The 26,064-nt window shown below is 73.2% G+C and carries 16 protein-coding genes; 9 read left to right on the top strand and 7 right to left on the bottom strand.

The features are described 5' to 3' along the window. Positions 1–34 precede the first annotated feature (34 nt). On the bottom strand, positions 35–2,680 hold the full coding sequence (locus WMF19_RS02925; RefSeq protein ID WP_437897697.1) for an MXAN_6577-like cysteine-rich protein: 2,646 nt from the start codon (positions 2,678–2,680) through the stop codon (positions 35–37). Between the two features lie 134 nt (positions 2,681–2,814). Between WMF19_RS02925 and WMF19_RS02920 the strand changes: the two genes are divergently transcribed. Further along, entirely contained in the window at positions 2,815–2,970 is a 156-nt protein-coding gene (locus tag WMF19_RS02920) for a hypothetical protein (RefSeq protein WP_437897696.1), read from the top strand. Positions 2,971–3,068: 98 nt separating this feature from the next. On the opposite strand, the gene WMF19_RS02915 is transcribed toward WMF19_RS02920, so the two are convergent. From WMF19_RS02915 to WMF19_RS02895, 5 genes are all read right to left on the bottom strand, one after another. Then, the gene (locus tag WMF19_RS02915; protein ID WP_437897695.1) at positions 3,069–4,262 is read right to left on the bottom strand and encodes an alpha/beta fold hydrolase; all 1,194 of its coding nucleotides are present in this window, start codon (positions 4,260–4,262) and stop codon (positions 3,069–3,071) included. Positions 4,263–5,081: 819 nt separating this feature from the next. Then, positions 5,082–6,074: a TIGR02757 family protein gene (locus WMF19_RS02910; RefSeq protein WP_437897694.1), complete on the bottom strand. Its 993-nt coding sequence runs from the start codon at positions 6,072–6,074 to the stop codon at positions 5,082–5,084. Further along, entirely contained in the window at positions 6,071–7,762 is a 1,692-nt protein-coding gene (locus WMF19_RS02905; RefSeq protein ID WP_437897693.1) for a sensor histidine kinase, read from the bottom strand. The genes WMF19_RS02910 and WMF19_RS02905 overlap by 4 nt, the downstream gene beginning before the upstream one ends. 12 nt (positions 7,763–7,774) lie before the next feature. After that, the gene (locus WMF19_RS02900) at positions 7,775–9,607 is read right to left on the bottom strand and encodes a GAF domain-containing protein (protein WP_437897692.1); all 1,833 of its coding nucleotides are present in this window, start codon (positions 9,605–9,607) and stop codon (positions 7,775–7,777) included. Positions 9,608–10,078: 471 nt separating this feature from the next. Beyond that, the gene (locus tag WMF19_RS02895) at positions 10,079–12,619 is read right to left on the bottom strand and encodes a thioredoxin domain-containing protein (protein WP_437897691.1); all 2,541 of its coding nucleotides are present in this window, start codon (positions 12,617–12,619) and stop codon (positions 10,079–10,081) included. 633 nt (positions 12,620–13,252) lie between these two features. Between WMF19_RS02895 and WMF19_RS02890 the strand changes: the two genes are divergently transcribed. The 8 genes from WMF19_RS02890 to WMF19_RS02855 all read left to right on the top strand — a co-directional run bounded on the left by WMF19_RS02890 (position 13,253) and on the right by WMF19_RS02855 (position 25,203). Then, entirely contained in the window at positions 13,253–15,586 is a 2,334-nt protein-coding gene (locus WMF19_RS02890; RefSeq protein WP_437897690.1) for a hypothetical protein, read from the top strand. 1 nt (position 15,587) lies between these two features. After that, positions 15,588–18,005, top strand: a complete 2,418-nt coding sequence (locus WMF19_RS02885; RefSeq protein ID WP_437897689.1) for a hypothetical protein — start codon at positions 15,588–15,590, stop codon at positions 18,003–18,005. Between the two features lie 134 nt (positions 18,006–18,139). Further along, a complete protein-coding gene (locus tag WMF19_RS02880; protein ID WP_437297590.1) occupies positions 18,140–18,484 on the top strand; it encodes an HU family DNA-binding protein in 345 nt (114 codons plus the stop codon). A 154-nt stretch (positions 18,485–18,638) separates the two neighbouring features. Beyond that, positions 18,639–19,868, top strand: a complete 1,230-nt coding sequence (gene tyrS / locus WMF19_RS02875) for a tyrosine--tRNA ligase (protein WP_272097607.1) — start codon at positions 18,639–18,641, stop codon at positions 19,866–19,868. Next, positions 19,861–20,907, top strand: coding sequence for a hypothetical protein (locus WMF19_RS02870; protein ID WP_437327360.1), 1,047 nt, complete (start codon positions 19,861–19,863; stop codon positions 20,905–20,907). Before tyrS ends, WMF19_RS02870 begins: the two co-directional genes overlap by 8 nt. Positions 20,908–20,949: 42 nt before the next feature. Further along, positions 20,950–22,971 carry an alpha/beta hydrolase gene (locus tag WMF19_RS02865; RefSeq protein WP_437897688.1) on the top strand — a complete coding sequence of 674 codons (2,022 nt, stop codon included), beginning with the start codon at positions 20,950–20,952 and terminating at the stop codon, positions 22,969–22,971. Between the two features lie 203 nt (positions 22,972–23,174). Further along, entirely contained in the window at positions 23,175–24,512 is a 1,338-nt protein-coding gene (locus WMF19_RS02860) for a metallophosphoesterase (protein ID WP_437897687.1), read from the top strand. A gap of 85 nt (positions 24,513–24,597) precedes the next feature. Next, positions 24,598–25,203 carry a Uma2 family endonuclease gene (locus WMF19_RS02855; protein WP_437897686.1) on the top strand — a complete coding sequence of 202 codons (606 nt, stop codon included), beginning with the start codon at positions 24,598–24,600 and terminating at the stop codon, positions 25,201–25,203. Positions 25,204–25,247: 44 nt separating this feature from the next. Here the strand turns inward: WMF19_RS02855 and WMF19_RS02850 are convergent, their stop codons facing one another. After that, positions 25,248–25,859: a DUF2914 domain-containing protein gene (locus tag WMF19_RS02850; RefSeq protein ID WP_437897685.1), complete on the bottom strand. Its 612-nt coding sequence runs from the start codon at positions 25,857–25,859 to the stop codon at positions 25,248–25,250. Positions 25,860–26,064 lie beyond the last annotated feature (205 nt).

Here is a 26,064-nt window from a genome sequence, read left to right as displayed (position 1 = left end):
ATCAGGCCGGCTCCAGGGCACATGCAGCGCGGACTCAGAGCTTTTGGATGTTCAGCGTGAAGTCGCCAGACGCACCATTATACCCATCGACGACCACGGTGATGGTCTGATTGGGGGCGAGATCGATCTGCACCTTCGACGCTCGCGAGCCGGTCAGATCGTCGTTGCACTGTTGCTCGGTGCCGCCGCAGCCACCCGTGTGTACGTGAAGGACGGTGTTGAACGACGAGCCGATCGTGTCGATGACATAGGTGCCGCGGATCCGGGCGGTGTAGGTGAACACCGTCTCCGGAGAGGACACGAGCGCTGCGGACACGCATTTCGGCCTCACCGCGTCGGGCTGGCCGCGCGTGGTGCCGGTCCTGGTGACGGACAGCTGCGATCCGAGGTTGATCGCCGTCGCGCAGGTCCCCGGGCCGGTGAACCGGTCGACCTGGAGCACGTAGTCGCCGGAGCTCGTGCCGCTGCCGTCGACCACGGCGAGGACGGTTTGACCGGCGGCCAGGCTGAGGGTGACACGCGACTGCTGACCGTCCGTGTTGTCGTTGCACCCGAGCGACGCCCCCGTGCAGCTGTCCTTCAAGATCTGGAGTACGGTGTCGAAGCTCGATCCGAACGTATCGAAGATGTAGAGCCCAGCCTCCGGCGCGGTGAAGCGGTAGATCATGTCCGGAGCATTAGAGAAGCCGCAGCTCGGGCGAACGGACTCGGGCCGCTCCGCGGTGCTCCCCGTCACGACCTGCGGGGTGACGGAGCCGAGATCGATCGCCGTCGAGCAGGTGCCGCCGCCCGAGAACCGCGCAATGTTGAGCGTGAAATCGCCCGACGCCCCTGCGGCGCTGCCGTCCACGAGGAGGACGATCGTCTGCCCCTCGGCGAGCTCCAGCGTCATCCGCGACTGCTCGCTTCCCGCCGCGTCGTCGTTGCACGCGAGCACGGCCCCGGAGCAGCTGCCCTCGAGGACGGAGAGGACGGTGTCGAGGCTCGATCCGAACGTATCGACGACGTAGGTGCCGGCCGCGGGCGCGGTGAAGCTGTAGGTCACCTCGCCGGCGCCGCCGCTGCCGCAGCTCGGGCGCAGGACGTCGGCCGCATCCGCGGTGGTCCCTGTCACCGTCTGAGGCACCGTCGACCCGAGATCGAGCATCGGGCACGGAGGGACGAAGGTCTGGCTCACGTTGAGCTTGAAGGCGCCGGAGGCGACTGCGGCGTAGCCGTCCACGACGACGGCTACGGTCTCTCCCTCGCGGAGCACCATCTTCACCTGCGATTGCCGGCCAGCGGTGTCGTCGTTGCACGCGACGCTCTCGCCGCTGCATGTCCCCTCGTGGACGTGCAGGACCGTGTCGAAGGAGGAGCCGAAGGTGTCGAAGGTATAGAGCGCGGTCGCCGGCGCGGTGAACCCATAGCTGACCTCGGGGCCGCTGTCGCTCGTGCAGGGCGACGGGAGGATGCTCACGCGATCCGGAACATCCGTGGTGCCCGTCACCGTCTGCGGAAACGTGGCGCCGAGCGTGAACTCCGGACATGGAGGCGGCACGTACTCGCTGACGTTGAGCGTGAATGGCCCGGATCCGCCGTCGATGCCATCGACGACCGCGACCACCGTCTGGCCCGCGGCGAGGTTCACGACGATGCGCGACGTCTTGGCTTCCACGGCGTTGTCGTTGCAAGAGATCAGCGTCCCTGAGCAGGACCCCCTGCGCAGCTCGAGGACGGTATCGAACGTGGAGCCGGACGTGTCGAAGATGTACCTCCCAGCGCGCGGCGCGGTGAAGCTGTAGCTCGCGTCGGGGGTGTCGATTGAACCGCAGCGCGTCGAGACGGCGTCGCCCAGCCCCCAGGTGTCCCCGGTGATCGTCTGCGGGAGAGCCGTCGCGATCCTGTCGAGCGGGCACGCCGGCGGCGCCACCCGGTCGACGTGAAGGGCGAAGTCGCCTTGCGCCCCGTCGTAGCCCGAGACGACGAGGAGGACGCTCTGCCCTCCCTCGAGGGCCACCGAGGCGCTGCCGGTCGCGGCTCCCCCGCGATCGTCATTGCACGCGAGCTCCTCGCAGGCGTCGAAGTCCAGGACGCCGATGGCGGTATCGTAGCTCGAGCCGGCGGTGTCGAACTTGTACCTGCCGGCCTCCTCCGCCGTGAACCTGTAGACGAACTCGGTCGAGCCGGCGGCCATGCAGGCGAGCGAGAAATAGGTCTCCGCGCCGACCGTGGTGCCCGTCAGGCGCTGCGGGACCGTCGAGCCGATGTCCTCGTAGTCGCCGACGGCGCAGGCGCACGCGCCCCCCTGGCAGAACAGCCCCGGGGCGCACGCCGCGCCGCACGCGCCGCAATGCGCCGGGTCCACGGCCAGGTCGACGCACCTGCCGCCGCAGACAGCGAAGCGCTCATCGCAGAGGCACGCCCCCTCCACACACGTCTCGTGGAGGGGGCAGCGGGCCTCGCAGCTCCCGCAATGCAGCGGATCGCTCTCCACGTCCACGCAGCCGCCGCCGCACTCGGTGAGGCCGGAGGCGCAGCGGCAGGCGCCGCCCTCGCACAGCTGTTCGGCCGCGCATTCCTGGCCGCAGCCCCCGCAATGGGCGGCGTCCGTGTCGAGGTCGACGCAGCCGCCGCTGCACGCCACGAGGCCGGGGGCGCACAGCGCGCCGCCCGCGCCGCCTGTCGAGGAGGCGTCCACGCCCCCCGCCCCGTCCACCCCGTCCACGCCCCCGCCCCCCGCCCCCCGCCCCGCCGACGCACACGCCTGCCTCGCACCGCTTCCCGCTCGCGCAGACGCCGTCGCAGCCGCCGCAGTGGTCCGGATCGACCTGCGTGTCGAAGCACGCTCCGCCGCACAGCGTGAGGCCGTCATCACAGGGCCCGTCGGACGAGTCCCCCGCGCAGGACGCGGCGTGGGCGAGGAGGGCCGCGACCGTCAGCCAGAGCGCCATCGACGACGGCTCGAACCTGGCGCGCAATCCGGGGTGACTCATGAACATCCTTCGGCGGACAGGCCGGCCACCGCGTGGCTCCGAGAGATCCGGCGTCGAGGATACGCCTCTTCGCTTTCGCTCTGCAATCGACCGTCAGGCGGCCGGGAGATCCGGCATCGGCGCGGTCTCGTCGGATGTCGGCTGACGCGCCTGGATGGCCTCCAGCGCCACGGCGCCCGTCTCGGGCCCAGACGCGTCTTCGGCCTGGGGACCGAGGAAACGAGCGATCGGCTCGAAGAGCTCGACGCCCGTATAGGCGCCGACGGCCAGATCGCCGTGACCGTAATCTTCCCGCGCTCCGAAGTCGCGCCCTAGCACGAGAAAGCGCTTCGGCGTCTCCGGGCGATCGCGCCCCCATGCGTCGAAGGCCGCGCGCACCGCCGTGGCGGGGGCGATCCTGTCGGCGCTGCCCGCGATGAACAGGGCTGGCGCCGCGACCGAGGCGAGGCCGTCCAGGACCCTCTCGCCGTCCACGCGGATCTCCCCGTCGCTCGCCATCCAGGCGGCGAAGTCGGCGTTCAGCGCAGCAGGGATGTCTTCGATGCAGTTGACGAGCGCGAGCCGCGTGACGCCGGGAGGCACGTTGCGCGGGTTGGCCACCGCGTGATGGATGGGCGTCGGCAACCACTCCGACGCGAACGCGAAGCTGCGTGCCATGAGGCGGAGCGGGACGCCCGGCAGCAGCCGGCCCGGCAGGAAGCGCATGAGGCGCACCGGCGTGGTGAGCCGGCCAGGCGAGCCGACGATGACGACGCGGCGGACCCGATCGCCGGGGACGCTCCGGCCAAGCGCGGCATAGAGGAGCATGCCGCCCATGGAGAAGCCGACATAATCCAGGGAACGGGCGCCGGTGCGCTCCAGGATCGCCTCGATGGCGCAAGGAAGATCGTACCGGACCATGGCGGAGAACCGGACGCTGCGGCGCTCGGCGCGGGTGAGGAGGCGGCCGCTGCGCAACGTCAACAACCACACGTCGCGTCCGAGCGTGGCAAGGTGGCGAGCCAGCGAGTAATCGGGGTGGATGTCCTGGTTCCTATGGTTCGCGGCGATCCCGTGGACCAGCAGGATCGGCGGCAGGTCCGGCTGGGCCTCCACGCCGTCCGGGCGTGGCACGCGGCGGATCTCGATCGGCGCGCCATCCTCGGTCCGCAGGACCTCTTCCACGCTGTACTCGAGCGGCAGGGTCAACCGTTTGACCCAGTAAAGGAGGTGCGCCCAGAGCCCGATCGCCGCCAGCACCGTGAGCGCCAGCGCCACCAGGAGGGTTGCCCCGAATGTCCAGACCATACGGTCAATCTACCTGCTGGCGCTGCTTCCGCATGCGAGCAACCTCGACATTCTTTTCACCAGGATGGACGGAATACAGACCAGCCGCTCGTCGAGGCCGCTCACCGGTTCGCTCGTCTGGATGATCATGAATCGATGGGAACAGCACGTTTCACGATCATCTCCTGCGCGCGCGAAAAAGTCACACAGCGCTCCGGAATCGACTCCACCCGACTGCGCCGGACAGCGCGCGGGGCGACTGCCCCTGGCGGAAACGCACGTTGGCAACGGCTCATTTTCCCTGGGATTCGCGTCTCGCGGGGACATGACCATGTGCCCAGGCCTACCGCGGCGCGAGATCGAGAGCTCCAGCACAGGCGTGCACAAAGGTTCCAGATCTACCAGCCCGGAACGTGGCATGCGGATCGCAATACACGAGGGCGAGGAGAGAGCTGGCAAGGGTTCCGTAAGCACCCCGGGAAAGGGGGCACGGCAAGAAGAACGTCGCAGCAGAGCTCGGGGGGGCTCCGTTGCGGCGCTCTTCTTGCCGTGCTGTCTGCCGAACGGCCGCGCTCATGCGCTTACCGGGGACAAAATGAAAAAAGCGCCTCGCGGACCTGGGGGGGGAAGGTCTCCGCGACGGCGCTCGCCCACCATTTTGCAGGCTCTGTGCCGCCCCATCCAGAGTAGAATTTCAAATACTTACACCAAGAACAACCAGCCACTATTGCATCCTTGAAAATCACGGTTGCAATCTGATTCAAATTCGAATGGCTTCACGCTCTCGAACTGATCAGGCAAGTAGCTGTTCCGGACGGAAATCCGACGTACAGGGCATGCTCACTCGTCCCAGTGACGGCAGACCGGCTTCACGCCGCACCCCTCGCAGCGGACCGGATCGCGCCGCGACGGGCATTGCTGGAGCATGCCGAGGTGGCAGAGGGCGAAGTCGTACTTGACCGGGTCGGCCGGATCGAAGCCGCGGAGGGCCGCGGTGATCTCCTCTGCCGTCTTCCAGGTGGCGCCCCTGCGATCGGTGAGCCCGATATTGTAGCCGAGCTTCTCGATGTGCGTGTCGACCGGGATGAGGAGGGCCGACGGGGGCACCGGCCACAGGCCGAGGTCCACGCCGTCGGCGGGGCGGATCATCCACCGCAGCAGGAGCATCAGCCGCTTGGCGGCGCTGCCCTTCTCGGGATCGGGGAGGATGTGCGCTGCTCCGCGGTCGTCCGGACGCCGGTCGAGGCCGCCGGCGCGTCGGATCGCCCGCACCCACGCTCCGAGGGCCTGGCGCAGGTCGCGGGTGCGCGAGAGCTCGGCCGCAAAGGCGGCGCCAAGCGAGCCCGAGGCCCGCTGCACCCGCCGGGCGCCGACGATCAGCCCGGCGAGGTCGCGATCGCGGTAGATCCGGTGCCGGAAGCCGCGCAGCCGCGCCGAGACGGCGCGGGCGTCGTCGGCGGTGTGGGCGATCTCCGGCCCGAGGCGGTCGAGCGCCTCGCCGATCTTGGCGTGAAGCGCCTTCACGTTGCCGAAGGCGAGCGACGCGGCGATGAGCGCCACGAGCTCCTGATCGGCCGGGTCCGTGTAGCGATGGACGAAGGAGACCGGGTCTCGCGCGCGGCGCTCCTCGACGGCGCACCGCGCGCGCACCCCGTCGAGCGCCGCCTGGACCGCGGCGCCCCGCGCGGCGTCCGTCCGCCGGGGCGCCGCCTTGACCGCGGCGTCCGTCCGCCGGGGCGCCGCCTTGACCGCGGCGTTCGTCCGCCGGGGCGTCGCCTTGACCGCAACGTCGCCCGGCCGGGGCTCCGCCTCGCCGCGCTTGCGCGCCCTCACGGCGACCCCGCGTCCGGCGCCGGATCGGCCGCGATCGGCTCGGCGTTCGCGGCGCCCTCTTGCGCCTCCCGGTCGTGCTCCAGCGCGGGGAGCGACACGACGAACGCGCTGCCGCGCCCGTCGTCCGTGAGCGGGCTCTCGACCCGCACGGCGCCGCCATGGCTCTCGGCGATGTGCTTCACGAGCGCGAGCCCGATCCCGCTGCCGCGCACCTGCCGCTCGCTCGCCCGCCGTCCGCGCGCGAAGCGCTCGAAGATGTGCTTCTGCTCGTCGGGATCGATGCCCGGCCCGCGGTCGCTCACCCGGATGGCGACCCGCCTCGCCTGGCGCGTCAGCGCGGCGAGGCGCCCGCCGCCCCCGCCCTCGACCTCCACCGCGACCGCGACGCGGCCGCCGTCCTTCGCGTACTTGAGCGCGTTGTCGAGCAGGTTCACGAGGGCGAGCTCGAGCGCGCGCGCGTCGATGAGCGCCTCGGGCAGGTCCTCGGCGATCGTGAGCTCCACGGTCATCTCCTCGCGCTCGGCGCGGTAGCGGTACATGTCGACGGCGCGCGTCGCCACCTCGGCGACGCTCCCGCGCGCGAACTCGTAGGCGGCCTTGCCCCGCTCGACGCGGGCGAAATCGAGGACGTTCTCGATGAGCGCGGTGAGCCGCTCGCTCTCGCTCACGATGATCTGCAGGTACTGGCGGCGCTTCTCGTCGTTGGGGACGCGGTCGCCGAGCAGGAGCTCGCCGAACATGCGGACCAGCGAGAGCGGCGTCTTGAGCTCGTGGGACACGTTCGCGACGAAGTCGCTCTTCAGCGCCGCGAGCCGCCGCTCGTTCACGGAGGCGAGCACCACGATCGCGAGCCCGGCCAGCGCGACGAGGGCCGAGAAGCCGACCATCAGGATCTCGATAAGGCGCTGCCGCTCGACCTTCTCGCCGAGCTCCTCGGCCGTGGTGAGCGCCATCTGGAGGCGCCAGTTGTAGAGCGTGGTCGGGAAGGGGCGCCCGACGGTGAACTCGCCGCCGATGATGGGCGGGCCGAACACGATGCGGCCCTCCTCGTCGATGACGTTCATCCGGCTCTTCTCGCGATCGAGGTCGCGGAAGAGCCGGGGCATCACCTCATGGACCAGGCGCGGCACCTCGTGCCACGCGACGATGAGGCACCTGCGCCCCACGTGCTCGCGCTGCCAGTAGCTCACGAGCAGGCTCTGCTGATCGATGACGTGGTGGAGGTGGCGAAGCTCGCCCGTGTCGCCGGTGAAGTTCATCTGCGGCAGGAGGCGGGCGAGCAGGAGCTTGCGGAAGGCGTCGTCCTCCCGCCCGGACGCGCCGCGCGAGGCGAACGCGAGCACGTCGTGCGCCTCGTTGTCCATGTCGAGGACCAGGATGGCGCGCACGGTCGGCGTCTCGCGGGCCGCCGTGGGGAGCCACCGCCGCGCGATGACCGAGAGGTTCGCCACGTCGACGTGCGCGGCGACGACGTTGTCCTGGGCGATGATCAGCTTGTCGAGCCGATCGACGCGCTCGTCGGCGAGGGTGAGCGTCGCGTCGAAGACGGTCTGCTGCCGCGCCTTCTCGATCTGCAGGGTCGTGCGCAGGGCGATCCCGCCGAGCACGAGCACGGCGACGACGATGGCGGGGACGAGGGCGAAGTACGGGACGCGATGGCGCTGCCCGGCGGAGGGGAGGAGGTCCATCGCTCGGCTCCGCTAGCGGGCGGCCTTCTTCGCCCCCGCGGTCACGAGGCTGGGCTCGAGGACGACGCCGCGCGCCCCGACGAACTCGGCGAACTGCTGGCCGATGTAGGTGAGCGCGTTGCCGTCGCTCTCGGAGAAGGGCTTGCCGTCGAGCGGGTTTCCGATCTCGAGGAGGCCGAGGTAGCGGCCCGCGAGCTCGACGGGCGCGCAGATGACGCTCCGGAGCTCGACGCCGATCGCCTTCCACCGCTCGTCCATGACGCGCTCGTCCTTGGCCGCGTCGGGCACCACGACGGCGCGCCTCGACCGCATCGCGGCCAGCGGGAGCGGCGCCCGCTCGGACAGCCGGGCGAGGAGCGCGCCCTTGCCGCCGTACTGCCGGACGACGACGAACTCGCGCCGGTTGATGTCGAACAGCGACACGAGGCCGAGGGCGCACGGGATCTTGTCGAGCGTGAGCGCGAGGATGAAGTCGGCGCCCGCGAGGGTGTCCTGGAGGAAGTGCAGGTCGCTGCACGCCTCGAACAGCTCCGCGATGAGGTCGTCGCCGGAGAGGCGCCCGCTCTTCGGAGGGAAGGAGGACCGCCGACGCGGCGGTGCCGGCGTGGGAGCAGCGACATCGGGCGCCTCCGGAACGAGCTGGAGGCGCGGCAGCCCCTTCTGCTCGTCGGACGGCGCGGCGAGCAACACCACATCGGCCGGCGGCGTGAGGGGCGGCCGCGGCACATCCGCAGGATACGCGGCGGCCGGCGGCGGCACGTCCGCAGCCGGCACGACGGCCGCAGGCGGCGGCGCGTCCGCAGGCGGCGCATCCGCGGGCGCCGCGGCGACCGGCGGCGCCGCATCCGCCGCCGGCGTGTCAGCCGGCGCCGTATCCGCAGGCGACGCGTCCGCAGGCGGCGCGTCCGCAGGCGGCACGGCGACCGGCGACGCCACATCCGTCGCCGGCGTGGCAGCCGGCGCTGCGTTCGCAGGCGGCACGGCGGCCGGCGGCACCGCGTCCGCAGGCGGCATGGCCGGCGGCGGTGCGGTGCCCCCGGTGCGCGGGCGGAACTGGATCTCGGGCTCGGCCGAGCGCCAGTCCTTCCAGGCGAGGGTCGCAAGCGGGCCGCGTTGAGGCCGGCCGTCGAAGACGTGATCGAACACGGCGATATGGATGAACTTGCCCGGGCGCGCGTCGTCGATGCGCTGCCGTGCGCGCTCGAGCCGATCGACCAGCAGCGCGCTGACGAGATCGCGCGGGGTGCCGGTCGCGACCGCATAGACGAGCTCTCGGTACGTGAGCGGCGAGCGCTCGGACGGGTTCTCCTCGCGCTGCGAGATGAGCTGATACGGCGGCAGCTCCGCGGGCGCTCGCTCCGGCGCGGCGCCTCGCTCCGGCGCGGCGCCTCGCTCCGGCGGCGCATCCCGCGCCAGCGCGGCCTCTCCGCCTTTCACCGGCTGCGCCTGGGCGCCCGCTGGCTCCGAGACGAGGAGCGCGGTCCCCATGGAGATGAACGGGACCGTGGGCGCGATCGGACGCTTCCCTGCGACGCGCCCCGCAGGCTCGGCCGGCCTGGGAGAAGCCGCCCCGGCCGGGGACGCGCCCGCTGGAGTGTCAGTCCCGTCCGTCAGCGCCGCGTCGTCCGGGGCGCGCTGCACGACGTACCGCACGCGCGTCGCCGGATCGATCGCTCGGTAGCCGCTCTCGAGCAGATCCACCGAGAAATTGTTGAGCGGGCCCCCATCGCCGCGGAGCGCCCGGGCCTTCTGCAGCGCGGGCTGCCACTGCGGGGCCTCGACGCACACCTTCCTGCTCGGCGGTGCGTTCTGGCCTAACGACGAGATCTCGACGAACCAACGCATCGTTTGCGGTTCCAATCCGCGCTGGCGCTGACTGGGTGGCGCGCTCTGGCGCGAAGATCGTTCTACTCGACGCGCGCGAGGGGGGTCAACGCGCAGGCCGCGCGGGGAGCGCGCGGAGGTCGCGCGGACGCCTTTGGAGGATGGCGCGAAATCTTCTCAACCGGGACCGGCAAGAAGAATCGGGCCTGACCTGAAATCGCGCCGCCCGCCGCGAGTCGCTGCGGACGAACCCGTTCGTCCACTGAACGGCCGCGGGGTGTCCCCCGTGGCAGGAGGTCTCCCGATGTCGAGCCGCGCCATCGCGCTGAAAGGGGCCACTCCCCCTCGCTCGTCGCTACGCGATCCGCCGTTCTCTTCGCGAGCGGGATACCCGTCCTACATCCAATCCAGCCGGAGGACGATCCGGGAGGCTCGACGTTGGAACTCCCCACGTGCGCTGCTTCCATCTCCTGCGGGGGCCGCGCACGCTCGCTATTGCGTCCGCAGGATGATGTGGAAGCCGAACGGCGTCTCGACGACCCCGCTCATCGCGCCGACAGCGAGGTTCTCCACCGCCTGCTCGAACTCGGGCACCATCATGCCCTTCCGGAACGTGCCGAGATCGCCGCCGCGCGCGCGGCCAGCCGGCTCGTCGCTGTACTGGGCCGCGAGATCCTCGAACCTCGCCCCCTGCTGCGCTCTCTTGAGCACTTGCTCGGCGAGCGCGCGCGCCTCGTCCCGCGTGCGAACGATGCGCGCCGGGGCCCGCAGTGATCCTGCATACATGATGAGGAGATGCTTCGCCCCCATCTGGCCGACCGTCGCAGGAGGCTGGGCCGGCGCAGGTTGCGCTGCACCTGGCTGGGCCGGCGCTGTACTCGGCTGAGCCGGCGAAGGTTGCGCTGCGCCCGGCTGGGCCGGCGCTGGCTGCGCTGCACCCGGCTGAGCCGGCGCAGGTTGCGCTGCGCCCGGCTGGGCGGCCCCCGGCGGGGCCGCGGGCTTGCCCGCGCCGTGAAGCGACTCCTTCGTGGGGGGATCGTGCGGGCCGAGCGCCCTGTCGACGAGCCGCTTGAAGTGCGCGGTCGGCTGCGCCCCGCTGAGAAAGTAGTCGTTGATGGCGAAGGACGGCGTGCCGGTGATGTGCAGGCGCTCGGCGAGCTTCAGGTCCGCCTCGACCGCCGCGCGGTGCGCTCCCGAGTCGAGCGCGGCGCGGAACTTCGCCACGTCGAGGCCGATCGCGGCGGCGTGGCCCTCGAGCGCCCCCCGGCCGAGCCCGCTCTCGGACTGGTCCTCCCACAGGCGCTGCGCCATCGCCCAGAAGCCGGCCTCGCCCTTCTGCCGGAACGCCTCGATCGACGCCTCGGCGGCGAGGGGCGCCCGCGTGTGGAAGGGCAGCGGCAGGTGCCTGAAGACGACGCGGACCTTGCCCGGATAGGCGGCGATGACCTCGTCGATCGTGGGCTGGACGCGCTTGCAGAACGGGCACTGGAAGTCGGCGAACATCTGGATCGTCACCTTCGCGCCGGGCTTCGCTCCCTTGCCGGGGTTGTCCCTGGTCGGCGCCGGGGCGAGGATCCGCTCGGGCGCGGTGCCAGCCCTCGCTTCCTTCTGCAGCGCGTCGTAGACCTTCGCGGGCGGCGTGCCCGCCGCGACGAGCGCCGCTGCGCGCGCGAGCTGCTCATCGATGAGGGCCTCGAACTTCTCTGCCGGCTGGGCGCCGGCGAGCCGCCTGCCGTTGATGAAGAAATGGGGCGTCCCCCTCGCCTGGAGGTCGTCGGCGAGGCGCTGATCGCGCTCGATGCGCGCCGCGTGGCGCCGGGCGGCGATGGCCCTCTGCGCGCGGGCCACGTCGAGGCCCAGGGACTTCGCGTGCGCCGCGAGGTCCGCGTCCTCGAGGCCCCCGGTCGTCAAGAGCTCGTACGCCTTCCAGAACGCCGCGTCGCCCTTCTGCGCCTTGGCCTCCAGCGCGAGCTCCGCGGCGGGCTCGGCCCGCTTGTGGAAGGGGAGCGGGTAGTGCTTGAAGACGACGCGCAGCTGAGCGCCGTACTTCTTCTCGAGGCCTTCGACGGTCGGGGCGACCCTGCGGCAGAACGGACACTCGAAGTCCGAGAACATGACAAGCGTGACCAGAGCGCCCGGGTTGCCCCGGATCGGCGACCCGTCGACAGGCACCTTCCACACGGTCGTGTCCTCGGGGGCCGGCGGCGAGGGCGGCGTCGGGGCCGGAGCGCGCGCCTTGTTCTGCTCGGACAGGGCCGCGTAGATGCGCTCCTGCGGGACGCCGGATCGCCGGAGATCCCCGGCAGCCCGGAGCTGCTCGTCGATGGCGGACCGGAACTCGGCGACGGGCCGCGCTCCGCTGAGGAACACCCCGTTGACGAAGGTCGCCGGGGTGCCCTTGACGCCCGCGGTCTGGCCGGCCTCGAGGTCCCGGTCGATCTTCGGCGCGTGCCGCTGCTCATCGAAGGCCGCGCGGAACGCCGCCCGATCGACGCCCGCCTCGGCGGCCCACGCCTCGAACGACTCCGGCGCGAGCGAGCGCTGGTTGGCGAACGCGAGCCGATGAAACTTCCAGAACGCCTCGGCCCCGCCGAGCCGGAACACCGTCTCGGCCGCCAGGTGCGCCGGGCGCGCGTTTTTGTGGAACGCGAGCGGGAAGTGCTTCCAGACGATGCGCAGCCGATCGCGGCCGTAGGCCTGCTTCAGCTGCTCCAGCGTCGCCATGTGCCGGGAGGTGAAGGGGCACTCGAAGTCGCCCCACACCACGAGGGTGACCGGCGCGAGCGGCTCGCCCCACCACGGATCGGCGCGGGTGACGGGCACCGCGGTGCCCGGCTCCGGCTCCGGCTCCGGCTCGGCCGCCACGACAGCGGCCGGCGCGGCGGGTGGCGGGAGGACCACCGTCTTCGGCGGCTCGACGGCGGGCGCCGTCGCGGAGCCCGGCGCGCACGCCGCGAGCAGGCTCCAGAGGAACAGCAGCAACGACAGGCGGGAAAACAGCCGCGGCGCAGGCATGGGCCTCTCGGGTGTCACGTTCGGTGGCTGGATCCTACACGGACGCGGCTCAGCTCGTCCGAGACGCGGCGCACCGGAGCTGGAACAGGCGCACGACGAGCATCGCGGCGGCACGGACAGCGAGCGCTCGCCGAGGCGCCGCCGTGGGTCGGTCCGCCAGAAGCCCAGAGGCAACGGACAAAAAAAAGAGCGCCCGCTCGACGGTGGGGGGGAGACCGTCACGGGCGCTCTGCGACTGCTCACCGAGCAGGATGCGGGCCAAGAGATTCCCTTCCGAATTCAGGGACTTTCGCTAGTAAAATGACTTTCCCATTTCACTCCTGAAGCAGCCGCTTGCAAACGTGCTGGGCAGAGCTGACCGCCTCTGCAGCCCTGGTAACCCTTCTGACCGGGAGCCGGGGCGGCACTCCCCTGAGCTACAGGCCCGTGCTCCCGGAGGACTGGACCGCAAGGACCGAGCACGGCCCGACGGGCTCTTCCCCGGATGGATCCAGCCACTCCCCGCGCGCCTTCGCGGACGGGCTCCACGGCTCGGGCCGCGTGAAAGTCGTGTAAAAGAGCCGCGTGTCACCGTCCAGCGCCGACCCCGCATCCTCCTCGCTGCCCGGAGGAGCAACGCCTCTGCCTCAGCCGAGCAGCGCCTCCCCCGACGTGACGGACGGAGCAGAGGGAACCGAGACCGCGGCCTCCCGGGGCGCCGGTCCGGCGGCGCCCCCAGGTCGGCTCGATCGCCTGGTCGCGGCCTGGCCGCGCGTCGATCCGGTCCTGTTCGCCGCCTACGCGGGCGCGTGCGTGCTCTACGCCGCCGTCGCGTTCTACAGCGCGATGCACCAGCAGACGGGCGGCATGTGGTCGGCGCCGCTCGACGACGTCTTCATCCACTTCGACTACGCCCGCGCCACCGCGCGCGGGTACCCGTTCGAGTGGTCCGAGGGCAACGGCTTCTCGAGCGGGAACACGAGCCTGAGCTACCCGTTCGTCCTCGCCCTCGGCTACCTCGTCGGCTTCCGCGGCGTCCTGCTGATGCAGTGGGCGGCGATCGTCGCGTGCACCTCGACGCTCGGCTTCCTGCTCGTCGGCGCGCGGCTCCTCGAGCCTGTCGGGCGCTGGGCGAAGTACCTGCTGCCGCCCGTGGCGCTCTCCATCGGCGCGCTCGACTGGTCGCTGTTCAGCGGGATGGAGAACGCCTTCCACCTCGGCGTCTGGGCGCTCGCCACCCTGGCCGCGCTCTCGGTCGCCCGCGCGGCCGCCGCGCCGCGGGAGCCGACGGCGCGGGCGACGCGGGCGACCGACGACGCGCGCGCCGCGGCGCCGCCGAAGCGCCTCGCCCACCTCGGCTGGGCCGCCGGCCTCGCCGGCGCGCTCCTCTACGCCACCCGGCCGGAGTCGGTCGTCTGCGTGGCGGCGCTGAGCGTCTACGCGGCCATCGCCGTGGGGCGGGCGCACGGCGCGCGCGCGGCGATCGCGACCTTGCTCCGGACGTCGGTGCCCGGCGCGCTCGCGTGCCTCGCCCAGGCGGTCGCCAACCGCGTGTTCACAGGCGAGTGGGCGGCGAGCGGCGCCATCGCCAAGCTGGCGCTGAACAACCCGTACATGACGTCCTCCGAGAAGTGGGACACCTACGAGTTCCTCGCGACGTACGTCGTCGCCCGCAACACCAACCACCACTTCTCGGACGCGCTCCCCTGGGGCTGGCTCGTGCCCGCCCTCGCGCTCGTCCCCCTCGCCTCGCGCAAGACCCGCGGGGCCGCGGCGCTGCTCTGGGTCCAGGTCGTCGGGTGGCTCGCGCTGGTGTCCCTGAACGGTCAGGTCCGCTGGCAGAACGAGCGCTACACCATGCCCGCGGTCGCCTGGCTGCTGGTGCTCGCGGCGATGGGTCTCGCGCTGCTCGTCGCGCGCGCCGCATGGGCCAGCGGCGACGAGCGCCAGGAGCGGCACGAGAGCGCCCCGGTCGGGCTCGGGGCCCTCGGCGGCGTCGCGGCCGCGGCCCGCGGCGGCGCCCTGGCGCGCGGCCTCTGGTGCGCGCGCGTCGCGCTCGCCCTCGCCGTGGCCGCGCTCTTCTGGGCCCACCAGCTGCCCAGGATGCGCGACCAGATCTGGTTCTTCGGCCGCGCCAGCCGCAACATCCGCGATCAGCACCTCGTCGCCGGCAAGCTCCTCGCCCAGCTCGACGTGCGCCGCGTCCTCGTCGGCGACGCGGGCGCGCTCCTCTACGCGTCGGACCGGCCCGGCCTCGACCTCATCGGGCTCGGCGGCTACCACGATCTCCCGTTCGCGCGCGCGGGCGTCCACGGCCTCGGCGCCTCGCTGGAGCTCATCGAGCGCATCCCCGCCGAGGACCGCCCCGACACGCTGGCCATCTACCCGGGCTGGTGGGGCGACCTCCCGGCCATCTTCGGCAAGCGGATCGCCGCGATCCCCGTCGTCGGCAACGTGATCTGCGGCGGCGCGGAGAAGGTCATCTACCAGGCCGACTGGAGCCCGCTCGCGTACGGCGAGCCGCCCGCGTCGATGCGCGCGGACGAGCGGATCGTCGACGAGCTCGACGTCGCCGACCTCGTGAGCGAGCGGGAGCACGGCTACGCCTTCCCGCGGCCACAGGCAGGCTTCGTCGGCTTCAGCGTCCTCCCGGATCCGCGCGGATCGGGGCACGATCGCTTCGACGCCGGGCGCGTCATCCCGGGCGGCCGGAGCGAGGCGGCCCGCCTGCGCGCCCCCCGCGAGGGCCACGGCAGGCTCGTGGTCCGCACCGCCGCGCCCCGCGCCGCCGCGATCCGCGCGACGGCGGACGGCCGGGAGATCGGCCACCTCGCGCTCAAGAAGGGCGACGGCTGGACCGAGGCCTCGCTCGACCTCCCCGAGGGCCTGCCCGAGACGTTCACGCTCACGCTCACGCCGGTCGACGGGGAGTGGGTCGATCACCACGTCTGGATCCTCGATCGCCCCGCGCAGGGCGCCGGCGCGCGCCCGCTCGCCGGACAGTGACGTGCGCGCCGGCCTGCCCCGCGACCCCGCGCAATGGATCGCGCTCGCGCTCGCCCTCGCCGCGGTGCTCGCCTGCGCCTGGCTCCTCCGCCGCAGCCGCTCGTCCACCATCGCACGGGCCGGCCCCGGCGCCGCGCGCTCGGGCCCCGACCCCGCGCCCCTCTCCGGCGCGGCCCTGGGCGCCGCGATCGCCGCGGCCCTCTCGGTCGTCGCGGCGCTGCTCTCGGCCGCGTACGTCGCGGTCTACCTGCGGGGCGGCCCCCGCATCATCGACGCGACGAGCTACTGGCTCGAGGCGCGCGCGATGGCGGCCGGCCACCTCGCGTGGCCGCTCGACGAGCCCGCGGCCTCCGTGCTCGGTCGCTTCCTCGTCCGCAACGACGCGGTGGGCGACGCGATGGCCGGGCCCTCCGGCGCGAACCGCGCGGCCGAGGTCGCGGTCCTCTTTCCTCCGGGCTACCCTGCCCTGCTCGCGCTGGGCTTCCTCGCGGGCGCGCCGCTCGCGATCGGCCCCGCGCTCGCCGCGGCGCTCGTGATCGCCACCTACGACCTGGCCGCGCGCTTCGCGCCGGAGGGCCCGGCCCCGGCCGGGAGCGCCGCGCCGATCCGCTTCGTTCCGCTCGTCGCTGCGCTCTTCTCGGCGCTCTGCGCCGCGCTCCGCTACCACACGGCCGACACGATGTCGCACGGGCTCGCGGCCCTCTGCTTCACGGTCGCGCTCGCGTCGGCGCGGCGCGCGCTCGACGAGGCCCGCGCCGCTGCAGCGACGGGCGCCGCGACGGGGCCCCTCGGTCCGGCGGTCCGCGCCGCCGCGCTCGCCGGGCTCGCCGCCGGCTGGCTCGCGGCGACGCGCCCGCCGAGCGCGCTCGCCCTCGCGGCGACGCTGCCCTTCGTGCTCCTGCCGGCGATCGCGCCGGGGAGCGCGGCGGCCGGTCCGCGCGAGGGCGAGCCGCCGCCGCGCCGCTCGCCGCGGCTCGTGCGGCTCGCCGCGGCGATGGCGCTCGGCGCCCTCCCCGGCCTCGCGCTGCTCGCGGCCCACCAGCACGCCGCGACGGGCGCCTTCGCCTCGTCGCAGGCCGCGTACTACGCGGTCTCGGACGGCCCGCCCGGCTGCTTCCGCTACGGCTTCGGCGCCGGCGTCGGCTGCCTCGGCGAGCACGGCGACTTCGTCCGTCACAACCTCGCGGAAGGATACGGCTTTCTGGCTGCTGCAGGCACGACGCTGCGCCGCCTGAAGCTCCACCTCGTGGACGCGCTGAACGCCGAGCCGCTCGCGCTGCTCGTGCTCGTCGGCGCCGTGATCGCCTGGCGTCGGCCGCGCTCGCGCGCCCTCGCGATCGCCCCGCTCCTCCAGATCGCCGCTTACGCCCCCTTCTATTTCGACGGCAACTACCCGGGAGGCGGCGCGCGCTTCTTCGCCGACGTGCTGCCGGTGGAGCACGTCCTCGCGGCCATGGCCGCCCTCGCGCTCGCGGAGCGCGCTGCGGCGGCGGCGCGCGCGGGGCGCGCTGCGACGGCGGCGCACGCGGAGCGCGGCCCCGCGCGCCGGCGTGGCGCGCTCCTCCCGGCGGCGCTCCTCGCGGCGGCGCTCCCGCTCGCCGGCTTCGCCTTCCGCGCGGGCTTCGACCACGCCGCGCTCCGCGATCGCGAGGGCGGCCTGCCCATGTTCGACCCCGCCGCCCTCGCGCGCGCGGGCGTCTCGCGCGGCCTCGTGTTCGTCGACACCGATCACGGCTTCAACCTCGGCTTCGATCCCGCCCCGGAGGACGTCGCGGTGCTGCGCTACCGGGGCGACGCGATCGACCGCATGGCGTGGGAGGCCCGCGGTCGCCCCCCCGCGTACCGCTACCGCTTCGCGATCCCGGACGGCGGCGGCCTCGCCACGGTCTCGATAACGCCGCTCGTCTTCGACGCCGAGCCGCCCGGCGAGGCCCGCATCGAGGGCGAGTCGCTGTGGCCGCCCCGCGCGCAGCGCGGCGCCTTCGCGCTGCCCGAGCACGCCGGCGGCACGTGCGCGTCAGGCGGGCGCCTCCTCGCGGTGCACGCGGCGGGGCGCGGCGAGGCCATCGTCCGGGTCGGCCTGCCCGCCCCCTGGCTCCGCGGCGCCCGGATCAGCCCGCGCGTGGCGCTCTCGGGCGATGGCGCCGGCGAGGTGCGCCTCCTCGTCGACGGCGCCCTGCTCCGCGTCTGGCGGATCGAGCCCGCCGCGCCGAGCCCCCCCGGCGCGCCGCTCGCCTGCGCCGACCTCCCGCCGTACCCGATCCCCGAGGATGCCGTCGAAATCGAGCTCGCCCTCGCCCTCGCCCGCGAGGCCAGGGAAACGTGCGAAACGTGCGAAACGTGCGGAACGAGGGAGACCCAGGGCCTCTTCGCGCTCGACGCGCTCTCCGTTGTGGGCGGGAATTCGGTTGACCGCTAGTCCCGTAACATGCGAGCTTTTCATAGGATTCTGTTGTCGTGCGGCTCCTGGAGCGGCGCATCCCCTGGAGCTCTGCGGTGGAAAGCGGCAAGTCGAGCGCCGGCGGCGGTCCGCTGGGGTGGGGGAGGTGGACCATGACGAAAAGCGAGCTCATCGACGCGATCGCGGGACGGGGGGAGCTCACCAAGGCTCGAGCCGAGCTCGTCGTGAACTGCGTCTTCGACGCGATGACGCAGGCGCTCCAGCGCAACGAAGGCATCGAGATCCGCGGGTTCGGCAGCTTCACGGTCAGGCCGTACAAGCCCTACAGCGGCAGGAACCCGCGCACGGGCCAGCCGGTGCCCGTGCCCGCCAAGCGCCTTCCGTTCTTCAAGGTCGGCAAGGAGCTCAAGGAGCTCGTCAACGCGAGCCGCGCGTACGCGATCTCGGGCGACGACGACGACGAGGACGAGGACGACGAGGAGACCGACGACGAATGAGGCGGCGCGCGGCGCGTGCGTGAGGTGAGGTGACGTGACGCGCCGCACGAGGTGACGACGTGACCTCGTCGCTCGGGGCGCCCTCTTCGCTCGCGCGCCGAGGCGCGTCGCCCCCCTGGCGGGCGGTTCCGCTGCGCGGTAGAAGCGGGCCCCCATGGTCCCCGCCGAACGTCAGCTCCAGATCCTCTGCAAGGGTGTCGTCGACCTCCACGTCCGAGCCGAGCTCGAGGAGCGGATCCGCGAGGGCAAGCCGCTGCGCGTGAAGGCCGGCTTCGACCCGACCCGCCCCGATCTCCACCTCGGCCACACGGTGGTGATGCAGAAGATGCGGGAGTTCCAGGAGCTCGGGCACCACGTGGTCTTCGTGGTCGGCGACTTCACGGCGATGGTCGGCGATCCGACCGGCAAGAACGAGCTGCGCCCGCGGCTCTCGCGCGAGGAGGTCGTCGCCGCGGCCGAGACCTACCAGGCGCAGGCGTTCAAGGTCCTCGACAAGAACAGGACCGAGGTCCGCTACAACTCCGAGTGGCTGAACAAGCTCGATCCGACGCAGATGATCGAGCTCTGCGCGAAGTACACAGTCGCCCGCATGCTGGAGCGCGACGACTTCAAGAAGCGCTACGAGGAGGCGCGGCCCATCTACGTGCACGAGTTCATGTACCCGCTCCTCCAGGCCTACGACTCGGTCGAGCTCGAGGCCGACATCGAGCTCGGCGGCACCGATCAGCTCTTCAACCTGCTCGTGGCGCGCGACCTGATGCCCCGCTACGGAAAGCGCGCCCAGATGGTGATGACGATGCCGCTCCTCGAGGGCACGAACGCGCGCGTCGAGGACGGGAAGGTCGTGGGCGCCAAGATGTCGAAGAGCGCGGACAACTACGTCGGCATCACCGAGCCGCCGTTCGACATGCTGCAGAAGCTGATGCTCGTCGATGACGGCGTGATCTGGCGGTACATGGAGCTCCTGTCGTCGCGCCCGCCCGAGGAGATCGCCGCCCTGCGGGAGGCGGTCCTCCGCGGCGAGCAGGGCGTCATCGCGGTGAAGGAGCTCTTCGCTCAGGAGATCGTCACCCGCTTCCACTCGGCGGAGGACGCGCGCGCGGCCCTCGAGCGGCGCCGCAGCGTCGCGGCCGGCGGCCTGCCGGAGAACATCGAGGAGCTCCACGTGGCGAGCGACCGCGACACGATCCCGATCGGCAACGCGCTGGCGCTGGCGGGGCTCGCCGAGTCGACCTCCGCGGCGCGGCGCCTCGTGAAGGGCGGCGCGGTGCACCTCGACGGCGAGGTGGTCAAGGACGAGCAGCTCAAGCTCGAGCGTGGGAAGCGCTACCTGGTCCGCGTCGGCTCGAAGAACCGCCGCTTCGCCCACCTCGTCGTTGGCTGACGCGCCCGGGCGAGCGCCTCGCCGGCGCGCCGTGCTCGGCGGCGCCCTGGGCTGCGCCCTCGGCCTCGCGCTGCCCTCGTGCGGCGGCGCGCCGCGGCCGCCCGCCCGGCCGAGCCCGCCGCTGCCGCCGCTCGCCACGGCGGACCTGACGCGCCTGCTGCCGCAGGCGGGGCTCAGGTGGCTGATCCTCGTCCGGCCCCGCGAGGTCGCGGCGGTGCCGTGGCTCATCCCGTCGATCGCGCTCGTGGCGCCCGAGGAGAACCTGGCCCGGCACGCCCGCGCGACCGGCGTCGATCTGCGGCAGGTCCGCGAGGCCGCGATCGCGTCGTACGCGGGCGCGGGGCCGGCGGGCGGCGCCACGCTCTACGTGGCGCGCCACAGCGGCGATCCGCGCGCCATCGAGCGCCTCTTCCGGCGGCGGCTCACGGGCAAGGAGCGGCGCGCGCTCGATCGCCCGGACGTCGTGCGCGTGACGGGCGACATCGGCACGACGCCGCGCGCGCTCGTGCTGCTCGGCGAGGACGTGGCCTGCGTGCAGGACGGCGGCAGCCCGCTGCGCGGGCCGGCGCGCGTCGCGTCGCTGTACGCGCTCGGGCGCCTCAAGCGCTCGCCCGCGGCGCTCTCGGGCGGCCCGCTGCGCGCGCTCGAGGCCCGCCTCGGCCCGGCGCCCGTGCGCGCGTTCGCGCCGGGGCCGTTCGACGGGGAGCTCGCCCGCGGCGCGCGGGGGCTGCTCGCGGCGGCCACCGCCGTGGGCGCGGCCGCGAGGCCGAGCGCGCGCGAGGGGATCGCGCTCGCGATCGCGGTGGCGGGCGACTTCTCGACGAGCGGGGAGGCCGCCTCGGAGGAGCTGCTCGCGGCCTGGAACGAGCTCGCGGGCGGCTCGTTCGGCCACCTGCTCGGGCTGGACGCGCCGGTCGAGCGGCCGCTCGCCACCCACGCGCCGGACGCGGTGGCCGTCGCGGTCGAGCTGAACCCGCGGGCGCTCGCCCGGGGGCTCGCGGCGGCGACCGGCGAGCGGCTCGCCGAGATGCTGCGGTAGGCGCGGCGGCGCCTCGCCGGTAAATTGGACGCCGTCAGCGCCATGCCCACCACGACCAGCGGCTTCTTCCTGCAATGCGCCTCCCGCGGCACGCTCGAGCTCGTCCTGCCCGCCGCCGACACGCCGTTCGGCGTCGAGCACCACCGCCGCGAGGAGGCCTCCGGGCCGTGGCGTCACGTGGCGACGTTCGCCAGCGGCCTCGGGCCGGTCGAGGCGGTGTCGCTCATCCAGAGCAACTTCGGCGATCCAGGCCACCTCGAGGCGGTGGTGCGCGCCGGGGATCGGCTGGCCGCGTTCTGGTGCGCGCCCTCGAGCGAGCCGTCGTGGAGCGAGCCGCGCTTCTTCGCGGAGGGCGCAGCCGGCGACCCCGCCCTGATCCAGGGAGGCTCCGGGGGCAAGGGCAACTTCGAGCTCGTGGTGCCCCACGCGAGCGGCGGGATCGCGCACTACCACCGCGACAACGACACCGCCGAGCTCGGCTGGCGCGGCCCGGTGATCTTCGGCGAGGGGCTCGGTCGATTCGAGGCGGTCGCGATGATCCAGCGCGTGGCCGGCGCGCCGCACGGACCGCACGCGCCCGGCGACCTCGAGGTCGTCGCGCGCGTCGGCGATCGCCTGCTGATGTTCTGGCGCTCTCCCGGGTCCGGGGCCGGGTGGCACGGCCCGGAGGAGGTGGTCTCCGGGGTCCGCGGGACACCGGCGCTCTTCCGGAGCGCGATCGGCGGATCTGCGACCCTCGAGCTGTTCTCGCCGCTCGCGCGCGTGGGGCTCGCTCGGTGGTGCCGCGACGACGGCGCCCACGGGGCGCGCTTCCGCGGCCCGACCGTGTTCGCCACCGATCTGGGCCGATGCGAGGCGGTATCGGTGAGCGAGAGCTGGCCGCTCGGGCGGATCGAGCTCGCGGTGCGCGCCGAAGGGCGGATCGTCCACGCGACCCGCGACGGCGCGCTGTGGTCGCAGCGCGCGATCCTCGGCAACGCGCCCCCTTCTCCGGCGGATGTCCCCTCTCCGGCGACGCTCCCTCCGCCTGCCGCCACGCCCTCTCGCCCGCCTGCCGCCACGCCCTCTCGCCCGCCCCCGTCCACGAGCTCGCCTCCGCCTGCGCCGCTCCCGACCAGCGCGTCGCCGCGGCTGCGCGCCGGACCGCATCGGGCGGGGTTCCGGCGCATCGGCGCGCTCTCGCTGTCGGCGGACGCCTGCTACCCCGACACGTGGCCGTTCCAGGGCGCGCTCTACCGATGCCCCGCGCGGAGCGCCGCGCTGCTCTACTACCCCGCGTCCGCGGACGGCGAGGAGGCGCCGCTCTCGGCGGGAGGCCCGTTCCCGGTCATCGCGATCGCCCACGAGCGGCGCCTCGCCACGAGCGTGGCCACCGCGGGATCCCCCGCGGGTCTTGCCCAGGACTACCGCCAGCTCGCCGGCGTGATGGCGCACCTCGCGCGCTGGGGCTTCGTCGTCGTCGCGCCCGATCTCTCGTGGCTCACGCCCGACGACGCGCCGCTGCGCCGCGCCGCGGTGCTCCGGGACGCGCTCACGCACCTCCGCGCCGGCTCCCGGGGCCCCCTCCTGGCCGACTTCGCTCGGGTGGGCCTGATCGGCCACGGGCTCGGCGCGCAGGCGGCGCTCGCGCTCGCGCTCGACGCCGCTTGCCCGTTCGATGTCCGCGCCCTCGCGCTCCTCGCGCCGGCGGGCGCCCCCGAGCGCGCGCTGCCCATCGACGCGCTCGCGCCTCGGCCGGCGCTCGTCGTCCGCGGCACCGCGGATCCCATCGCCGCCTCCGTCCCGGCGGCGCTCTACGGTAGCGCGCGCGCCCCGAAGCACCTCGTGACCCTGCCCGGCGCGAACCACTTCGGCTACACGACGTCGCTCGGCCTCGCCGAGCCGCTCGACGGCCACGCGGCGCTCTCGCGGCGCGAGCAGCAGGCGATCGCGATGGGCTACCTCGCCGCGTTCTTCAATGGCTACCTCCGGGACGCGCGCGGCGACCTCGACGCGCTGTCGGGCAAGGCGTCGCTCGAGGGGCTCGAAGCAAAGGATATCCCGGTCAGCTCCGAGGTGCCCTGACGCAGGAGCTGGGCCCTGGGGCTGGCCGCGCGGCGTGCCGCCGGCACAGCAGCCGCTGATCGATCGCGGCGCGCTCGACGCCCTGTACGCGGCGGACATCCGCGTGCTCAGCACGGCGAATCCCTGCCAAGGGAACCCCGCAGGCAGCGCAGCCGCGGGGCCGCGGCCGGACGCAGGATCGACGCGATGCTACTTTCAGCCGCGTGTACCAGCTCGGCGGCCTCGTCGTCACGCTCGTCAACGGCCTCCTCGGCCTGATCCTCTGGCGGCGGCTCCGCGCGGCGTTCCCTCGACATGAAGCGGTGGTCAGCGGGCTCTGCGCTGCTGGGCTGCTGCTGGCCGCGCTCCCGGCGCTGCTCATGGCCGCGGCGAGCTTCTCCGGGCTGCGCGCGCTCCAGCGCCACGCGCCGGAGCCGCTGGCGCTGATCGCCATGGGCGCGCAGGTGGGCCTGCTCCTCTACGGATTGCTCCTCGGGATCGTCACGCTCGCGTGCGCGGCCGCCCGGGCGCTCCACCGGCTCCAGCCGCGCCGAAACGCTCCGATTGCGCTGGAGGCCCAGACCGCCACGAACACGCAGGCCAGCGGCGGCGCCGAAGCCAATCCGGCCGCTCAGGACATCCCCGCGCCAGCGGATATCGAGGCCCGGCCGGAGGCCGTCGACGAGCGCCGCCGCCGCCTCGTCGTCGGCGCGACATGGGCGCTGCCCGCGGCGGCGGTCGCGGTCTCGATGGGCGGCGTGCTCGCGTCGCGGCAACGACCGGTCGTGGTGAGGCTCGCGCTGCCGGTGCGCCGCGAGCTGACGAGCCTGCACGGCGTCACCATCGCGCAGCTCAGCGACGTGCACGTCGGCAGCTTCATGGACGCGGAGCGCCTCGACGAGCTCCGCGACGCCATGAACGCGATCCGCGCGGACATCCACGTCGTCACCGGCGATCTGCTCGATCACCACGTCTCGCAGCTCGAGCTGTCCGCGCGGCTGCTCCGGGGCCTGCGCCCCGCCCGAGGGCAGCTCTTCTTCTGCATGGGCAACCACGAGTACATCGCCGCGCGATCGGCCGACGTGGGGACGATCGTGAAGGGCCTCGAGGAAGCGGGCGCCCAGGTGCTCGTCGACGAGGCGCGGGAGGTCCGCATCGGCGGCGATCACCTGTGGATGGGCGCCATCGACTACCCGAGCCGCGCGCGCCCGGGAGAGCCCGCCCGGCGCCCGACGCGCGACGGACTGGATCGAGCGCTAGGCCAGATGCGGGACGACGGCGCGCCGCGCGTCGTCCTCAGCCACCATCCGGGCACGTTCCGCACCGCCCGCGAGCTGCCGTTCGATCTGATGCTGTCCGGCCACACGCACGGCGGGCAGATCTCGCTCGGCAGGATCGGCGATTACGCCCTCACGCCGATGTTGCCCGCCGGGCTCTACCACAACGGTCACTACGAGCACCGCGGTCGGCGCCTCCACGTCAACGCCGGTGCCGGAGGCTGGCTGCCGGTCCGCATCAACTGTCCGCCGGAGATCACGCTCGTCGAGCTCGTGCCCGCCTGACGCCGCAGGAAGGGTCCTGCCCGCTGCGCATCTGCAAAGCTCTCGCCCGTGGACGCGCTCCGTCTCCCGGGTGAAACTGCGGGACATGGCACAAGCCGCGGTCCGCACCGGCCTTTCGCCGCAGGAATACCTGGACTTCGAGCGTTCGTCGCCGCTTCGCCACGAGTACGCGGACGGCGAGCTCTTCGCCATGGCGGGCGGCACGCTGGAGCACAGCGCGATCGCCGCGAACATCATCGGTGAGCTGCGGAACGCGCTCCGCGGCCGGGGGTGCCGGGTGCTCACCTCCGACATGCGCATCAAGATCGCCGCCACGCGCCGCTACGTGTACCCCGACGGCGCCGTCGTTTGCGCGCGTCCCGAGTTCGAAGACGAGCAGCGCGACACGCTCCTGAACCCACGCGTCGTCGTCGAGGTGCTCTCCGAATCCAGCGAGGCCTACGATCGCGGGGACAAGTTCGCCCAGTACCGGACGCTACCGTCGCTCGAGGAGTACGTGCTCGCATCGCAGAAGGCGCCGCGAATCGAGGTGTTCACGCGGCAGCCAGACGGCAGCTGGCTGCTCCGGATCCACGGCCCCGGCGAGCACGCAGCGCTGTCCTCCCTCGGCGGCGCGCTCGACGTCGACCAGGTGTACCTCGGCGTCGTCGAGCAGGATGCAACGGCAGAAGCGCCGCAGGACGCGCCCTGACGCTCTGACGACGACGGGCGCCTCCCGCGCCCAGCCGCCCTCGGCTACAGCGTCACCTCGAACGGCGCGCGCGCGAGCTCCTCACCCGTCTCCGACCGCACGACCGCCGTCCACTCCCCCGCCTGCCGTGCCCCGCGCGTGAACGCCCACGTCCGCCACCGCGGCGACGGCCCGACCCCGAGCGTCACGTTCCCCACCGGCGCCCCGCCGCCCGGCGGGACGAACGCCACCGTCACCTCGCCCTCCGCGTCGCTCCGGTTCTCGACCTCCAGGAACGCATAGAGCCGCGGGGTCTCCGGCGCGTGGAACGTCGTCCCCGGCGCCACCGGCTCGCGGTCCTTCACCCCCTCCGCGATCACCAGCCGCTTCACCTTCAGCTCCGCCGCCCCCCTCCCCTTCTCCTTGGCCTCACGGCTCCCCTTGCTCCCCTTGTCCGCCACGACGTTCGCGTCCGGCGCGGGCGCCGTCACCGTCGCGGCCGGCGGGCCTGCGGGCGCCGCCGCCGCGGCGGCTGCAGGCTCGGGGCACTGCGTCGCCGCGGGGCTCGCGGCAGCGGCCTGCGCCGGAGGCCGCGCGTCGTGACGCTCGCCGCAGCCGGCGAGCGAGACCGTGCAAAGCGCCAGAAAACTCATCCGTCGAGCCATCTTCATTGCCATCGAAGCACTCCTCCGCGATCCGGGGCGTCCCGGCCTCGCCACCGGATATGGCAAGGCGTGGACCGCTTCTGGCTCATTGAAATCGCTGAAGATTTTGGCTGACCTGTGGTCGCTCGACCGCGCCCCGTGTGTCCCCCCGTGTGTCCATCGAGACGGCCGACCCGCAACGCCGCAGGCAGCCCGAGCCCCCCCGGCCCTCTCGATT

Origin of the sequence: Sorangium sp. So ce124 (assembly GCF_051525235.1) — a bacterium.
In the GTDB taxonomy this organism is placed as follows: domain Bacteria; phylum Myxococcota_A; class Polyangia; order Polyangiales; family Polyangiaceae; genus Sorangium; species Sorangium atrum.
Note: the sequence above shows the minus strand (reverse complement) of the source record. Positions and strands in the feature narration are given on the sequence as shown.

Bases quoted from the DNA above. Each gene is read 5' to 3' on its own strand.
- WMF19_RS02915 (WP_437897695.1), bottom strand. From the start codon at position 4,262: ATGGTCTGGACATTCGGGGCAACCCTCCTGGTGGCGCTGGCGCTCACG.
- WMF19_RS02905 (WP_437897693.1), bottom strand. From the start codon at position 7,762: ATGGACCTCCTCCCCTCCGCCGGGCAGCGCCATCGCGTCCCGTACTTC.
- WMF19_RS02900 (WP_437897692.1), bottom strand. From the start codon at position 9,607: ATGCGTTGGTTCGTCGAGATCTCGTCGTTAGGCCAGAACGCACCGCCG.
- WMF19_RS02880 (WP_437297590.1), top strand. From the start codon at position 18,140: ATGACGAAAAGCGAGCTCATCGACGCGATCGCGGGACGGGGGGAGCTC.
- tyrS (WP_272097607.1), top strand. From the start codon at position 18,639: ATGGTCCCCGCCGAACGTCAGCTCCAGATCCTCTGCAAGGGTGTCGTC.
- WMF19_RS02865 (WP_437897688.1), top strand. From the start codon at position 20,950: ATGCCCACCACGACCAGCGGCTTCTTCCTGCAATGCGCCTCCCGCGGC.
- WMF19_RS02855 (WP_437897686.1), top strand. From the start codon at position 24,598: ATGGCACAAGCCGCGGTCCGCACCGGCCTTTCGCCGCAGGAATACCTG.
- WMF19_RS02850 (WP_437897685.1), bottom strand. From the start codon at position 25,859: ATGGCAATGAAGATGGCTCGACGGATGAGTTTTCTGGCGCTTTGCACG.